This is a genomic window from Martinezella lusitana (assembly GCF_014207095.1).
GTDB classification, from domain to species: domain Bacteria; phylum Pseudomonadota; class Alphaproteobacteria; order Rhizobiales; family Rhizobiaceae; genus Rhizobium; species Rhizobium lusitanum_B.
The window spans coordinates 11,484-26,583 of record NZ_JACHBG010000009.1 but is presented as its reverse complement, the minus strand read 5'-3'; the positions used below and the strand labels follow the sequence as shown (position 1 = coordinate 26,583).

Annotated in this window: 13 protein-coding genes and 2 pseudogenes; 6 read left to right on the top strand and 9 right to left on the bottom strand. The window is 59.7% G+C overall.

Annotated elements, in window-relative coordinates; translation table 11 throughout:
• Positions 1 to 54: 54 nt before the first annotated feature.
• From GGD46_RS19115 to GGD46_RS19095, 5 genes are all read left to right on the top strand, one after another.
• Positions 55 to 939 (top strand): LysR substrate-binding domain-containing protein, encoded by an 885-nt coding sequence (locus tag GGD46_RS19115; protein ID WP_184706763.1) that lies wholly within the window; start codon positions 55 to 57, stop codon positions 937 to 939.
• 238 nt (positions 940 to 1,177) lie between these two features.
• Positions 1,178 to 1,741 carry an alkyl hydroperoxide reductase subunit C gene (ahpC, locus tag GGD46_RS19110; protein WP_184706761.1) on the top strand — a complete coding sequence of 188 codons (564 nt, stop codon included), beginning with the start codon at positions 1,178 to 1,180 and terminating at the stop codon, positions 1,739 to 1,741.
• 117 nt (positions 1,742 to 1,858) lie between these two features.
• Positions 1,859 to 3,439: an alkyl hydroperoxide reductase subunit F gene (ahpF, locus tag GGD46_RS19105; protein ID WP_184706759.1), complete on the top strand. Its 1,581-nt coding sequence runs from the start codon at positions 1,859 to 1,861 to the stop codon at positions 3,437 to 3,439.
• 16 nt (positions 3,440 to 3,455) lie between these two features.
• A complete protein-coding gene (locus GGD46_RS19100; protein WP_184706757.1) occupies positions 3,456 to 4,361 on the top strand; it encodes a LysR substrate-binding domain-containing protein in 906 nt (301 codons plus the stop codon).
• A 196-nt stretch (positions 4,362 to 4,557) separates the two neighbouring features.
• Positions 4,558 to 4,761 carry a hypothetical protein gene (locus GGD46_RS19095; protein WP_184706755.1) on the top strand — a complete coding sequence of 68 codons (204 nt, stop codon included), beginning with the start codon at positions 4,558 to 4,560 and terminating at the stop codon, positions 4,759 to 4,761.
• A 123-nt stretch (positions 4,762 to 4,884) separates the two neighbouring features.
• Here the strand turns inward: GGD46_RS19095 and GGD46_RS19090 are convergent, their stop codons facing one another.
• Positions 4,885 to 5,889, bottom strand: a complete 1,005-nt coding sequence (locus tag GGD46_RS19090; RefSeq protein WP_184706752.1) for a LacI family DNA-binding transcriptional regulator — start codon at positions 5,887 to 5,889, stop codon at positions 4,885 to 4,887.
• Positions 5,890 to 5,960: 71 nt separating this feature from the next.
• Positions 5,961 to 6,845, bottom strand: a complete 885-nt coding sequence (locus GGD46_RS19085; protein WP_184706749.1) for a LysR family transcriptional regulator — start codon at positions 6,843 to 6,845, stop codon at positions 5,961 to 5,963.
• Positions 6,846 to 6,949: 104 nt separating this feature from the next.
• Between GGD46_RS19085 and GGD46_RS19080 the strand changes: the two are divergent.
• A pseudogene (locus GGD46_RS19080) lies at positions 6,950 to 7,147 on the top strand (4-oxalocrotonate tautomerase); the annotation flags it as partial.
• A gap of 46 nt (positions 7,148 to 7,193) precedes the next feature.
• Here the strand turns inward: GGD46_RS19080 and GGD46_RS19075 are convergent.
• The 7 genes and pseudogenes from GGD46_RS19075 to GGD46_RS19045 all read right to left on the bottom strand — a co-directional run bounded on the left by GGD46_RS19075 (position 7,194) and on the right by GGD46_RS19045 (position 15,015).
• Positions 7,194 to 7,460, bottom strand: coding sequence for a hypothetical protein (locus GGD46_RS19075; protein WP_184706745.1), 267 nt, complete (start codon positions 7,458 to 7,460; stop codon positions 7,194 to 7,196).
• 247 nt (positions 7,461 to 7,707) lie between these two features.
• Positions 7,708 to 7,854 (bottom strand): annotated as a pseudogene (locus tag GGD46_RS19070) (Lrp/AsnC ligand binding domain-containing protein); the annotation flags it as partial.
• 21 nt (positions 7,855 to 7,875) lie between these two features.
• Positions 7,876 to 8,355, bottom strand: coding sequence for an invasion associated locus B family protein (locus tag GGD46_RS19065; protein WP_246806386.1), 480 nt, complete (start codon positions 8,353 to 8,355; stop codon positions 7,876 to 7,878).
• Positions 8,356 to 8,571: 216 nt separating this feature from the next.
• A complete protein-coding gene (locus GGD46_RS19060; protein WP_184706741.1) occupies positions 8,572 to 9,045 on the bottom strand; it encodes a DUF4189 domain-containing protein in 474 nt (157 codons plus the stop codon).
• A complete protein-coding gene (locus GGD46_RS19055; RefSeq protein WP_184706739.1) occupies positions 9,042 to 9,737 on the bottom strand; it encodes a hypothetical protein in 696 nt (231 codons plus the stop codon). Before GGD46_RS19055 ends, GGD46_RS19060 begins: the two co-directional genes overlap by 4 nt.
• 13 nt (positions 9,738 to 9,750) lie before the next feature.
• Positions 9,751 to 10,326, bottom strand: a complete 576-nt coding sequence (locus tag GGD46_RS19050) for an invasion associated locus B family protein (protein WP_184706737.1) — start codon at positions 10,324 to 10,326, stop codon at positions 9,751 to 9,753.
• A 6-nt stretch (positions 10,327 to 10,332) separates the two neighbouring features.
• Complete coding sequence (locus tag GGD46_RS19045; protein ID WP_409527692.1) at positions 10,333 to 15,015, bottom strand: beta strand repeat-containing protein; 4,683 nt, start codon at positions 15,013 to 15,015, stop codon at positions 10,333 to 10,335.
• Between the last annotated feature and the right edge of the window lie 85 nt (positions 15,016 to 15,100).

The window sequence follows — 15,100 nt, the reverse complement described above, 5'->3', positions numbered from 1 at the left end:
CAAACAACGCTCAATGTTCTTGCTCTTTGGCTAAGTCACGCTTAGCCTTATTCCATGCGCCACATCCCCTATGCTTCTCTTCGCGCCTTTGAAGCGGCCTTGCGCCACGAGAGCTTCGCCAGGGCCGCAACAGAGCTCAATCTTACGGCCGCAGGCGTAAGTCAGCATGTCAAAATCGTCGAAAATTGGCTTGGTGTTGCGCTGTTCACGCGCCATGCCCGAGGGGTGACGGCAACAGCAGCCGGCCGCGAATTTGGGGCGGCCGTGACAAGTGGCCTCGGGCAAATCGAAAGCGCGGCGCAAAAGTTGGCCGGGACACGCCATGACCGACCGGTCAGCATCGCATGCATCGCGTCCGTCGCCACTCGCTGGCTGATCCCGCGCTTGCCGAAATTCAGAGAAGAACATCCCGATATTCGCATCAACATCGTCTATGCGCTTGATGCCAAGACGCCGGAAGCGGCAAGTGTAGACCTGTTGATCCGGCACGGAATCCAACCCAGCGCAAATTCCACTGCCCTCTTGAGCGGCGAGACACGCCCCACCTGTTCGGCTGAGTACCGACGTCGGCACGGCCCCATCGAGACACCGGCCAAACTGCTCGACCTCGAACTTCTTCACGACGAAACGCCAGCCTCCTGGGCGCGCTGGTTTGCGGATACAGGGATTGGCACGCCCTTGAGACCTGGCCCCGTCTTTGCAGACTTCAGCTTGATGATCGGATCAATCGTTGGTTCCCAGGGCATCGGTCTCTGCCCCGGCGCGCTTATTGTCGAGGAATTGGCCAACGGCACCTTAGTCACTCTGTTCGAATCACCTTTGGATACCGACAAATTCTATTGGCTGATCGAAGCCGATCATCTTTCCAGGCAAGCCGAAACGCTGCGTGATTGGCTGGTAGCAGAAAGCTGCAGATCTCAATCGGGGCATCATTCGTAAGGCATCCATCTAAACAGCAACCGCCCTCACCCAGTCTGTAAGCGCTTTGATCACCCGACCAGTTTCCTTCGTCGCACTGCGTCGTTTAGGCGCTGGCGATATCCACAAGTGTGGCAACTCCAGCCAACCAAGATAGATGGAAACTATCGATTCTTTCTGATTTATCTATTTTGCTTATTGCGGCGCACGCACTATGTTGCGGCGCGAAATACATCTGTCCAAACATTGCAAGGGTACCATGTCCGTTCTCAATACCGCCGTTAAGCCGTTCAAAGCCCAGGCCTTCAAGCAGGGAAAATTCGTCGAAGTCACGGAAGCTGACATCGCTGGCAAGTGGGCGGTCTTCTTCTTCTATCCGGCCGACTTCACCTTCGTCTGCCCGACCGAACTTGGCGACGTCGCCGACCACTATTCCGAGCTTCAGCGTCTCGGCGTCGAAGTGTTTTCCGTCTCGACAGACACGCATTTCACCCACAAGGCCTGGCATGACAGCTCCGAGACCATCGGCAAGATCCAGTATGCCATGATCGGCGACCCCACGGGCGCGATCACGCGTAACTTCGACGTCATGCGCGAAGCCGAAGGCCTTGCCGACCGCGGCACCTTCGTTGTCGATCCGGACGGCGTTATTCAGGCCATGGAAATCACCGCAGAAGGCATCGGCCGCAACGCTGTCGATCTCCTGCGCCGTATCAAGGCTGCTCAGTATGTTCGCTCGCATCCGGGCGAAGTTTGCCCGGCAAAGTGGGAAGAAGGCGAAAAGACGCTTGCTCCTTCGCTGCAGCTCGTCGGCAAGATCTGATCTCAGAACCATTGGCCTTCCCTGAATCAGGGGAAGGCCACCCAATAGATACGAGAGCCTATACGTCCGCCGCATCAGGCAGGCGACGAATTCCCATTTCCTGCAGGAGACATATCGATGCTTGACGACGCGCTGAAAAGCCAATTGAAGGCCTATCTGGAGAAGGTCATGCGTCCGATCGAGATCCGCGCCAATGTCGACGACAGCGCCAAGTCGGCGGAAATGGTAGCTCTTCTGAAGGACATCGTCGGTCTTTCTGACAAAATCACGCTTGCCGAACAGCGCGATGGCAGCGAGCGTGCGCCTTCCTTCGCATTGACGAGCCCCGGCCACGATATCAACCTGCGTTTTGCCGGCATCCCCCTCGGACACGAATTCACCTCCCTGGTGCTTGCATTGCTGCAGACCGGCGGTCACCCGCCGCGCGTCGAACAGGCGATCCTCGACCAGATCCGCGATCTTAAGGGCGAATTCCGCTTCGAGACCTACTTCTCGCTATCCTGCCAGAACTGCCCCGATGTCGTGCAGGCATTGAACCTGATGTCCATCCTCAACCCGCAGATCAGCCATGTCGCTATCGACGGCGCCGTCTTCCCGAAGGAGGTTGCCGACCGACAGGTCATGTCCGTGCCGACGATCTACCTGAATGGCGAGGTCTTCGGACAGGGACGCATGGAAGTCGAGCAGATCATCGCCAAGCTCGACACGAGTGCGGTCAAGCGTGCCGCCGAGAGGCTGAAGACGCTGGAAACCTTCGACGTCCTCGTCGTTGGCGGCGGGCCGGCCGGTGCCGCTTCGGCAATCTATGCCGCCCGCAAGGGCATCCGCACCGGTGTCGTTGCCGAACGCTTCGGCGGCCAGGTGCTCGACACGATGGCAATCGAGAATTTCATTTCGGTTCCGCATACCGAAGGGCCGGCTTTTGCCACGGCGCTTGAGACGCATGTGAAGGACTATCCGGTCGAGATCATGAATCTGCAGCGTGCGCAGAAGCTCGGTCGCCACGGCGATCTCTTCGAAGTCGAGCTGGAAAGCGGCGCGACGCTGAGGTCCCGTTCCGTCATCCTTTCAACGGGCGCACGCTGGCGCCAGATGGGCGTGCCAGGCGAAGAGCATTATCGCAACAAGGGCGTCGCCTATTGCCCGCATTGCGATGGTCCATTGTTCAAGGGTAAAAGCGTTGCCGTCATTGGCGGCGGCAATTCCGGCGTCGAGGCGGCGATCGATCTTGCCGGCCTCGTCAAGCACGTCACGCTTATAGAATTCGACAGCAAGCTGCGCGCCGACGACGTGCTGCAGCGAAAGCTGCGTAGCCTTGCCAACGTCGATATCATTCTTTCGGCGAAGACGACGGAAGTTTTGGGCGATGGCAGCAAGGTCACCGGCCTGGTCTACGAGGATCGCGCGAAGGGCAACAATCACACCCTGGCACTCGAAGGTGTCTTCGTGCAGATCGGACTGCTGCCGAACACCGAATGGCTGAAGGGCACGATCGTCCTTTCGGCTCGCGGCGAAATTGAGGTTGACCATCACGGCCAGACATCGATCCCAGGCGTGTTTGCGGCCGGCGATTGCACGACGGTTCCCTATAAGCAGATCGTCATTGCTCTCGGTGAAGGCGCAAAGGCTTCGCTTGCAGCCTTTGACTACCTGATCCGCACGTCTGCGCCGGACGAAGAAGAAGCCAAGGCCGCCTGATGACACGAGACGTCTCATGACGTTGAGGGAACTGGAATATCTCGTCGCGCTGGCCAAGTATCGCCACTTTGGTCGCGCGGCCGAGGCGTGCCTTGTGAGCCAGCCGACCTTGTCGGCCCAGATCCGCAAGCTCGAGACCGAGCTTGGCACGCCTCTTGTCGAGCGCGATTCCCGCTCTGTCATGCTGACGGATTTCGGCAAGGATGCCGTGGAGCGGGCAACACGAATTCTCGTCGATGTTCAGCAGTTGAAGAATGCAGCGCTGCTGCGACAGAATCCGGAACTCGGCGTGCTGCGCCTGGGCATCTTTCCGACACTCGGCCCCTATCTCCTGCCGCATGTCGTGCCTCCGATCCATGAGCGCTTTCCCGAGCTTGAACTGCTGCTCATCGAAGAAAAGAGCGGCACATTGCTGTCGCGTCTGAGGGACGGCGAACTCGATGCCGCGCTCCTTGCCCTTCCTGTCGATACCGATCAATTGCAGACGGAGTTCCTGTTCGAGGAGCCGTTCCTTCTGGCAGTTCCCAAGAAGCACCCGCTGGCCGAGCGCAACAGCATCGACATGGACGATCTCGGCTGCCACGAGCTGATGCTGCTGGAAGAGGGCCATTGCCTGCGCGAACATGCGCTGGACGTCTGCCGACTCTCCGGCGCAGGCCACCGATCGTCCTTTAAGGCAACAAGTCTGGAGACTTTGCGTCTCATGGTCGGTGCCAATGTCGGCGTCACTTTGCTGCCTGCGCTGGCAACCGTCAGCCCCATGATGTCATCGGACAAGATACGGCTGCTATCGTTCGAAGACGGCAACCCGACGCGCCGGATCGGTCTTTGCTGGCGCAAGAGCGCGCCGACCGGTCCGCTGTTGACGCAACTTGCCGATATCGTTCGCTCGACGGCACAGCAATTGCTGCAAATCGGGTAGAAGCGTGAGTACCAGACCCGGACTCAGCGAAAGCTACCTATAACGGGCCGGCGTGTCTTCCCGGGTGACCAGACTATCTCGACCCCTCTGAGCCCTGCCGCAATTTGGTGAAAGCCCATCACCGGAACAAATGTCCCGCGCGGCGCATTCCCGAACATATGGCACCCCTGTTCGGTTGTTTGCAAAGGAGATGGCTATGGACCAGAACACGATCGATCGGCTCAACTCGATAAGTCAGGAGCTCAATGCCCGAGCTCTTGCTCTGTCCAAGGCTGCGGACGGCCGCGACCACGCGCTCATCATGTCGGCACTCGGCGTTATGATAGAGGAGGTGCGATCTTTGGAGCAGAAGGTCGCCCGCTTGGATGGCCCGAAAGGGATTGGCGCGGCGGGCTCCTGAGCTTGCTCCTCGTCACAATCTCAAGCGGATCGCCGCGACTGAACGCGGGGTTTCGGCTATGTCAGCCTTGAGTTTGGCGATATCTCTGCCGGCATTCCCTTATCAGCAAGAGGGTTGATATCGTCAAAGGCTTTCGGCGGTAACCGTCAGAAAGCGAACCGGCTCGGGATCGATATCCGTGTCGATCAGCCCCAGCCGCTTCAGCGTCAGGTCGATGGCGCGGCGCGCCTGAACTTCCGGCGCCTGGTCAAGCACGATCGTCATCAGGCCTTCTTTCAGATAGCCGCGCGTCGCATCGGATAATTCATGCCCGACCCAGAAGACCGGCCGCTGCCGATGGCGGCGCAGAACGGTCGCGATCGCGGCGTTGTCGCCACCGGCACTATAGAGGCCGGCAATATCGGGATATCGGGCGAAGGCGCTCGTCAGCAACTCCATCGTCTTCATTTCATCGTCTTCATCGAACATGACCTCGACGAAGCGATGCGACGGGTTTGCCTGATGCCGCAGATAGTCGGAAAATCCGCGGATGCGTGCCTTGTGGTTTTCGTAAGCGCCGCTGTGACAAAGTGCGAGGAAAGTGCCGGCGGTACCGGCCTGCATGCGCGCCATATAGAAGGCGGCCGTGCGGCCGGCAGCTTCGTTGTCGATGCCGACATAAGCAAGCTCCCGAGCCGGCCGCGTCATGATCTGGACGACGGGTATGCCGCTCTCGGCAGCGTGGCGAATACTGCCGACGACATCAGGGTGGTCGGGCGCGACGACGATCAAGGCAGAGCGCCGCGTTTTCGGATTTGCGATGTGCCTGGAAAAATCGGCCGGGTCGTCCTCACGCGCGAAGGTCCTCTGGATCTGTATATCCTTGTCGAGCAGAGCGGCGATGCGCTCGAAGGCGCGATTGAGCCTCGAATAAAAATAGGTCTCGGGCCGCAGCAATACGACCTCGATGCGCACAAGACCGTGTCTCGTGCCGGCAAGCGGCGCGCGATAACCAAGTCGTTTGGCTGCAATGAATATCTTCTCCGCAGTCTCCGGCAAGACATTGCCGCGCCCGTTGAGTGCACGCTCCACCGTTGCGGCACCAGCCCCTGCGGCAGCCGCCACATCCTTCAACGTAACCTTGGCCACCTACCCCTCACCCTTCAATGCGATGATCAGATTTGATCATAGATTCGCAGCTCGCGAAAGAGACGCAAAGCTCAGCCGAAACGGGCAACCAGGAAATCGATGGCGCTGCGCAACATAGCGGTCGGGCGTCGGTCAGGCGCATAGACCAGATGCATCGGCGTCGGCTTGTAAGACCATTCCGGCAACACGAGCTCCAATCGGCCAGCATCAAGATCGGCTGCCAAAAGTAGCTCCGGCTGGAGAACGATCCCTGCTCCGTGCAGGGCGGCAACACGCAGAGCGCCTCCCTGGTTGGCGGTGAACCTTCCCTTTATCGCAATCTCACGGACCTCACCCTCAGGGCCAACCAAGTGCCAACGGCCTTGCAAACGCCAATAGGAATGGCCCAGGCACATGTGATTGAGGAGATCCTCCGGAACTTGCGGTCGGCCGCAGCGATCGAGATAGCTTGGCGATGCCGCGAGAATACGCCGATAGGGTTTTAGCGGGCGAGCGACCAGGCCGGAATCCGTCAGGTCGCCGATATGGATACCGAGTTCGTAGCCCTCACCGATCATGTCATGCAGATTGTTGTCCAGCGCCAGATCGACGCTGACGTCGAGGTTCTGATGCAGATATTCAACCAACGCCGGTACAAGGCTTTGCGTCCCGAAGCTGACGGGCGCGACGAGCCGCAAGCGCCCACGCGGCGCTGACTGCAGTTCGAATGCGGATTGTTCGGCCAGCTCGACCTCGGCCAGCACGGTCTTACAGCGCTCGTAGTAGAGCTTACCGACCTCGGTCACCTGGTGGCGGCGCGTGGTGCGATGAAGGAGTCGGGCGCCGAGCCGTTGCTCTATCGTCCTGATGTGTTTGGCGACCATTGTCGCCGATACCTGGCTGACATCGGCGGCAGCGACAAAACTACCATGCTCGACCACCCTGACGAACATCGCCATGCCAGCCAACTTGTCCATGATTGCGTACCCATAGGTTTGGAATGAAGCAAGTGTGAGCGTATTTATCGCTCCAGAGTTTTGCAAGATAGTCTGTAGCGCCAAACAATTGGCGACATTTTCTCAAGGAGTTACCCATGCCCATCTTGCGCTTGGAAATGCATCCCGGCCGCACACAGGATCAGAAGCGCGCCTTCGTTCGCGAGGTGACCAAGGCGGCCGTCGAAACGCTGGCTTGCCCACCGGAATCGGTGGAAATCATCATTACCGAGATTTCGAAGGATTCTTGGGCAATGGCGGGCAAGCTGAAATCGGATAGCTGAGCCAATTCGACCAGGCCATTCCTGCCTGACGGTCCGAACGCGGCCGTCAGGCAGGATCTGTCGCCAAACCCTGACGGCCCCACGCCTCGGCCCAATCCATCAACCGGGCCAGCTCCTGCTTGAGGGAATGCGAGTGAATAATATCGGCGGCGTGATCAATATTGATGCGGGGATTGTAGAAGATCTCGATCTCCTCGCCGCTTTCCCGCCTTGCCGCTTCGAGGCGGCTCTTTACATCCTCTACCTCGGCCTTGACAGCAAAGTACCGCTTCATGACCTCAACTAGGTCGCGGTCGCTTGCATTCATTTCCATGCATACTCCACCTTACTAATTTTAGCCCTCGGCAATGATCCGATTCGGATGGCGAAATCTAGATCATCGCCTTGGTGACAGGATGGGGTATCGTCGAACGCGGCCAAATTGCACCCACGCTCGAAATGGCATAGCAAAAGCTATTCAGCGCGCATCGCGATCTTTTCGATGCGCATTCTGCACTTAAAATCCTGGGCTTTACGCGTGCCGTCGTCGCAAACCGGTCCACAGTCTTGCGCGACATGCTCTAGGACCAGTTTTCCTTCACCGACTGCATCACCACATTCGTGGAGGTGCTCGCGACGAAAGGCAGGCTGGAGATCTTCTCTCCCAGGACGATGCGATAGCGCCGGATATCAGAGGTGCGCACCTTCAAGAGATAGTCGAAACGTCCGCACTAGAATGACCTGCTTGCCTATCGAGCAACCAAGGCGGCAACGCGATCGATAGCCGCAGAGAAACCGTGTAGTGATACTGGAAAATTCAATCCGTTGCCGCCGTCGGCAACGACCTTGAGATTGAGACGGGAGCCGCTTTTCAACCTGCCAAGCGTCTCCGCATCGATAGCAAGCAAGGCGACACAGCCATTCGGCAGACAAGTGCGAAACCGCACAGGCTTTAGAGGCGGCTGATCGTCGATGTTTGTCGTGACGCCAGCATCAAGGGCAGTTCCGAAGGGTAGCAACAGCGTTGCGACAGCGCTGCGATCAGGTCGAACCTGTATTTCGACGGCGAGCAATCTCTGGCCATTTTGCTGGGTTTGATCTTGCTGGATCAGACAAGCCAGCGTCTTTTCGCGCTGGCTGCACGCGACACGCCAATCCTGATAGGTCTCCTGCAGGCTCGAAGCGCCATTTGGCAAAGCTGACTGCGCGACGGCAAAAGAAGCAAACATCAGGGCAAAGCTTCCACAGACAAAGGCGAGCGTTGCAGTTGATATGCGCTCGACCGCTCGAGACGGATAGAATGACGAACGTGACATGGAGCAGACCTTTCAGTTTCAATGCCATCTTCTGCTTGTCGTTTCTGAGACAACCAGGGCCGGTCTCGGGTCCTTGACAACAGGTAGCGACCGACGCTTTCACGCCTATTCCGACGGAGGTTTACGGGATCACGTACAAACCCATTCGCGAACGAGGCACTGAGAGCCGGTACGCTCACATGCCTTAAGCGCAAGGCCTTCAGCTTCACGGCGCGTCGGTGCCGAATTCGCACCCCACGGCGTGATGCGCTTGCTACTTTCTTTGCCGACGGCAAGCGCACCGCAATGATTGTATGGAAAGCCGGACTTATCGTCGTCATCCCAGTGACGATGATTGCGGAAGATGCTGACAACGACGCAATTACTGCCCTTATCCCGCTCGCAATGCTTGAGGGCGATATCCATGGCTTCCTGGCGTTTGTCGGCTCCCCAGAAGAAGCCGTATTTTTCATCAGGGGCGGAATAGGCGATGGCTGCCCATATGCCGCGCTCGTCAGGCGGCGGAGCCGGCGGCTGCTCTGTCGTAAAAAGATCGGCCGCCCACAGATGGGCCGTGGAGACAAGCAGCACGCCTATCGCTGCAACCACAGATTTCGATCTCATTTTGCGCTCCCTTGCTTTCCTGCTGCCGAAGCCACCGATATGACGACGCAGCCGCTTCCTGTCGGCAAAAGCATTGCATCACCACCTTCGTTACCGAGCTGGTAGACACCGATCTGGTCAAGATTGTTGACGAGTTTGCTTCCATTCGGGAACTTGGCCGAAACTTCCGGGCAAGAAGCCGGGAACGGTGCGACGCGAACCATTGCTCCTTCGCAGCCGGATGCGACTGGCGCTGCAAATACGATGCCGGCGGCCGGTCCGCTGTAGCCCTGCGTTGCATAGTTCATGCCAACGAGGGCCTGTACCGCATGCTTGTCGGCCGCCTCACCGTTCCACACCGATTGAACATTGTACTGCGTGCCGTTGGTCAGTAGCTGTCCGAGAACCGGGAAAACGGTCGAACAGGAGTGCAGACCGGCCTGCTTGGCGTGCTGGAGAAATGGCGTTTCGGGCAGCGCCTGGTTGGCGTCGTTCGCCGCCGCAACCGCCGGCTGGGAGAGAAGGTTACCCAACACATCATATCGGAAGGCGGCATAGGCGCCAGCGCCAGCGATTGCGATGGCCATCACCGAAAGGGCGGCGGTCTTTCGCCAGCTTCGCTTCGGCTTGGCTTGCTCGACGGCCAAGTTCTCAATAGAGGCACCCTTGGTGCTTCGCGACATGATGCGATCGTGAATTGATTGCTGGGTCATTGAAATCCATCCGTCACTTTATCGCCTTAACCGCTGTGGAAAGGCCTTTGAGATTTACGGTCACGCTGATCGTGCTCCCGTCCACAGTCGGATAGGAAACCGTTGGCGCCGCATTCTTTGAAATCTGCTCGCGCAATACGGCTCCGACCGGCAGCATGCCGACGCATACCGTATTGTTGCAGCCGTTGAACCTAACCTGTATCGGCTCCTTGCGGCCCTCGAATTGCAGCAGGATACCACCGTCGCTTTTGGCAACCGGGGCCGCACGCAAGATCATATAGGGGTCGCCTTTCTTCGTCGCGGCGAGCGACCAGCTGAATGCGACCTGCCCGGCCTCGTTCTCGATGATCTGAGTGACGTTGCAGACCCGCTGGCGGATCTTCAGATTCTCGTCACAGATAAGCGTCCAGTTTTCGAACGGTCGAATGACCCTTTGATAATCGCCAGGCTTCACCTGCGCAGGTAACGCCACGTCGGAAGGTCTGATGCGATAATCGACGAGAACCATGTCTTGTCCGGCCGCAATCGAGCCGAACAAGAGCATGCAAAGGACGAAAGTCGGCACGCCGGCGAGCGCTCCTCTTAGCATGAGCGCTCAATTCAACGTGACACTGAGGCCGGCACCGACGCCCACCTGGCCTCCTGCGGCAGTGCCAGACAGATTGCCTCGAATTCGTCCATCTTCGCTGGTATAGCCTGCGCCGAATGCGAGTGCGCCTTCACCCCTCCATACGCCACCGCCAACGGCGACGCTCAGCTTGCCGGGACGATCGTCATAGCGAAGCGATGCCGCGGCAAGCCCGATCGCTGCCGCCTGTCTCGCCTCGGACCTGATGTCGCCGAGCTGCTGGTTCAACTGCCCGAACTTCTGATCCGTATAGTTGTTAGCGGAAGCCAGCGTATTGGCGGCAGCCGTATCCGTGTAGGATTTGACCTGAGTGATGCTGTCTCCCAATTGGGCCACATTCACCGCATCCGTCGGGGCAACACCCCTGCCGACATTGGAAATGACCACCGGCGCATTCACATCACCGCCTTGCAGCGTGATACTGTTCTTCTTGCTGCCATCGGGATTGAGATCATAGGTAACGGCGTTCTTGGTGATCGTCCCGACACCGGTCTGCAGGCTGTCGATCGCCTGATTGGTCGCATAAAGCTGCGATCCATTGATGGCGTCGGTGCTGTCGGCCGAAATGCGGCCGGCAGCGACGTTCGTGATGGTTCTTTCTGCCCCTTGCGCACCCACGCTCACCGTTCCGACAGGGTTGGTGCCGGCAAAGTCATAGTGCTTTCCCTGAAGGGTGGTGCCGGATGTACCAACAGCCGCCTGCGTTACGGAACCGGACCCTAAAGCCACATCATTGGCATTATTGGCCTTCGCCCCCTGACCGAGAGCAACCGCACCCTGACCGACGGCGGTGGATCCGTTGCCTGCTGCCAGGCTGTTCGTGCCGCTGGCGACACTCTGCGGACCGATCGCAATGCTGTCGGTGCCGCTTGCGATGGAGTCCGCCAGAGTCGAGTTGGCGTGGAAATACTTTATGCCACCGCCATTCATGATGTTAGTCAGCGAGTTATCAACCGCCCCGAAGGCATCGTAGACCGTGCTATAGTTGTTGCCCTGGATGTTGTAGGTAGGGCCGGTGATCGACCCATCAGGGTTTACAGTCGTATTGCCTCCGATCAGCTTAGTGATGTTCGTGCCAAGCCCCTTGAGCTGGCTGACATTCACCGCATCCGTATCGGCTGAACCAGCCGCGAGATTGGTCAGCTTGCGTGCCGAGCCGGCCGAGCCGATCGAAACCTCGCCGACCGAGTTTTGCGGGCTTGTGAGTGCAAAACCGGTATAGTTCGTCTGCGCGCCCACAGTGGTAGTGGATTGGGCACCGAGCGCAACGCTGTTGATGTTGTTGGCTTGCGCGCCAGCACCGAGCGCCACCGATTGCACGCCCGCAGCCAGCGAGTTCGTGCCGAGGGCAACGCCGTCGGCCAGCATGACGTGGGCATTCTGGCCGATGGCCGTTCCGCCCGGAGCAATCTGGTCGACGACTGCGCCATTGCCGATACCGATGCCATTGTCGCCATTGACAATAGTCGTCGGGCCGACCGCAACCGATTCAGCGCCGACAGCAAGGGAATCACCGGCAGCCGAGTTCGCATGGAAGTATTTGCCTGGTGTTGTCGCCACGGAAGCAATGGCACCCTGGAGCTGGCGAACGGTAACGGCATCCTGCGCGCTGGTGCCGTCCGCGACGTTGATAATCTGTCGGTAGGACGTGCTCGAGCCGACCGAGACGGCGCCCAACAGGGTTTTGTCCGTCGTATTGTATTGGATGAAGTTCGTCGGCCCAGCCGCAATCTGACCCGCCGCCGGAGCGATGGCACGATCGGCAACCGATCCGGAGCCAAGAGCGACCCCACCAACAATGGTGGCCTGGCTATCTCTTCCGAGCGCAAGGGAATTGTCGGCAACCGAGGTGGCATTGTAGCCGACCGCCGTAGAGCCGATGCCCTGAGCCGAGGAATCGCTAAGGGCGAGGGTGCGATCGTTGGTGCGGACATATCGAACGCCCTTACCGTTCGCATCGGTATAAGTCGTCGATGTATCCCCGGCGATGTTGTTGATCGTGTTGCCGAGATTGGTCAGGTTGCCGCCGATCGTGGTGACCGTTGTGTTAAGACTATCGACTGCTCGGTTCGTGGCGAAGAGTTGCGAACCGTTGACCGCGTCCGTCGAGCTGCCGTTGAGCTGGCCGGCCGCAACATTTTGAATCTGTCGCTCGGCACCCGCCGAACCCACGGAGAAAGCGCCGGTCGGATTTGTGCCTGCAAAGGTATAGGCGGTACCGCCGATCGTTGCGCCCGAAACCGCCGTTGTCGCACCTGACGAAGCATTCAGACCGATGGCCACGTCACCGGCATTGTTAGCGACCGCATTCGGTCCGACTGCAACCGAATTCACCCCGATTGCCTGAGAATCCGGCAGCGTGGAGTTGGCGTGGAAATACTTGATGCCGCCGCCGGTGTTGATGTTAGTGATCGTATTGTTCAGATTGGCGATGTCGGTCGTGTTCAGATCAACCTGCTGGTTGGTCGCAAACAACTGCGAGCCGTTGACGGCGTCCGTCGAACCGTTGTTGAGCCGGCCCGCCGCGACATTGGTGATGGTGCGCTCGGCGCCCGCTGCGCCGACGCTCACCGTCGAGGTCGGTGTCGTACCGGCGAAGTTATAGGTATTGCCGCCAATCACAGTGCTCGGGGTGCCGACCGCTGCAAGCGTCGACGAGCCCGAACCGAGCGCTACATCACCGGAACTGGCTGTCGCTGTCGCACCATTGCCCAATGCGATATTGCCGACAAAGCCGGAAGCACCCGCGGTGGAACCGTTGCCGAGCGCAACCGAGCCCTGACCGATCGCCTTGTTGCTGTTGCCGATCGCAACTGCGCCGGCGGCCTGGTTGGCCGCAGTGGCGGTCGCCGTGCCATCGCTGTTGGCGATATTGTTGGCGCCACCGGTGAAGGCGCCTGTGCCGCTGGCATAGCTCGGGTCGCCGAGCGCGACCGCGCCGTCGCCATAAGCGCTATTACCCGCGCCGATGGCGACCGCCTTGCCGCCAGATGCCTTCGCATTGGTGCCCATGGCAATCGCATCGGTTGAAGAGGCATTGGCACCATTGCCCATGGCGATGGCCGATTCAGCGGAGGCGGCGGAGTTCGGGCCAATGGCAACGCTGCTCTTCTGGCTTGCATTGGCCGCCGCGCCAAAGGCAATGCCGGATTCCCCCGCAGCCGACGCCGCCGTGCCAATCGAAATGGCGTCACGTCCCGATGCGGTCGCACCGCCGTTGAAGGCGTTGCCAATCGCGATCGTGCCTGCATTCAACGCCTGACCGGCGCCGATGGCCACTGCCGAGTTGACGGCGCTTCCCTGACCGGAAGCCTTTGCCCCGGCACCAAGCGCCACATCATATCCGCTGACGGCTGTCGACCCCTGCCCCACCGCCGTGGCCGCCACTCCGCCGGCATTGGCGCTGACACCGGCGGCCAGAGAATTGTCTCCCGTCGCCTTTGTTCCGGATCCGTATGCAGAGGAATTTGTGCCACTGGCGACAGCCGTACGTCCTGTAGCAGTAGAATTGTCACCGCTCGCGCTGGCACCAGCGCCGGTGGCAACGGACAGGACACCACCGGCATTGGCATTGTTGCCGAGCGCGACGCTGGAGGTCGCGGTGCTGGCGACGACAGCGCCGGAGCCTATTGCAACAGCACCACCGCCAGCGAGCGCCCGTGCCTGGTTGCCCAAAGCAACCCCGAAATCTCCTGACGCAACCGTGGTAGGGCCGATGGCGAGCGCGTTGGTCCCGGATGCGGTGGCTGTCGTGCCGAGGGCGATAGTATCGGTGTTCGAGGCCTTGGCAAGGTAACCCATGGCCGAGCCCCTCAAGCCGGAAGCAGCTGCCCCATTCCCAACCGCGGTGGACTGGTCGGCCGTTGCAGCGGCCGACGTGCCGAAGGCGCTGGATCCTGTCCCCGTCGCAGATGCGCTCGAACCCACGGCACTCGACCAGGCTCCTGTGGCGTTAGCCGCTGTTCCGAGCGCTACTGCTTCGAAACTAAATCCGGTCGGTGCCGTGCCACTGGCATTGGCATTCACGCCGATAGCAATCGGGGAACCCTGGCCCGTCGCCACCGCCTTTGAGCCGGTGCCCATCGCAATACTGCCGCCAGCGGCAGTATTGGCAGTCGCGCTGGTGCCAATTGCCAACGTGTTCGCCGACAGAGCCTGGGCGCTATTCCCGAAAGTCGTGGCGCCGACGCCGTTTGCAACGCTGTTGACGCCAAAAGCCATCGTCCCATCACCCGTGGCATGGGCCGCTCCACCCATAGCGACAGCATTGATGCCATTCGAAATGGACAAGGGACCGAAAGCAATCGCATTGATGCCGGTAGCGGAATTAGCGTAGCCGACGGCGATCGCACCGGCGCCGTTTGCACTGTTGCTGGAGCCTAGCGCTGTGGCGTTCCGGCCAATCGCATTGGTGCCGTAGCCAACGGCCGTCGCGCCAGCGACAGAGGCGACGGTTCCGCAGCCGATCGCCGTGCCGGCCGCAACTGCGCTCGGATTGGTGCCACAATCAGCGGCATTGACATTGACCCCGTTACCAATAGCAAGCTGCGCGAAAGCTGCCTGCGGGGTCATGCCACCGATAAGGACAAGCAGCGCTCCGGCAGTGCCGCCGGCTGTCGGCACTCCCAAACCAAGCCGAAGGCGTTTCATGCCCAATACACGATGAGCCGTTCGCAGGACTGCCATCAGCCTGCGGCGCGCGGAACGACTGTCACGTCTCTCCGGCCCCCGATTT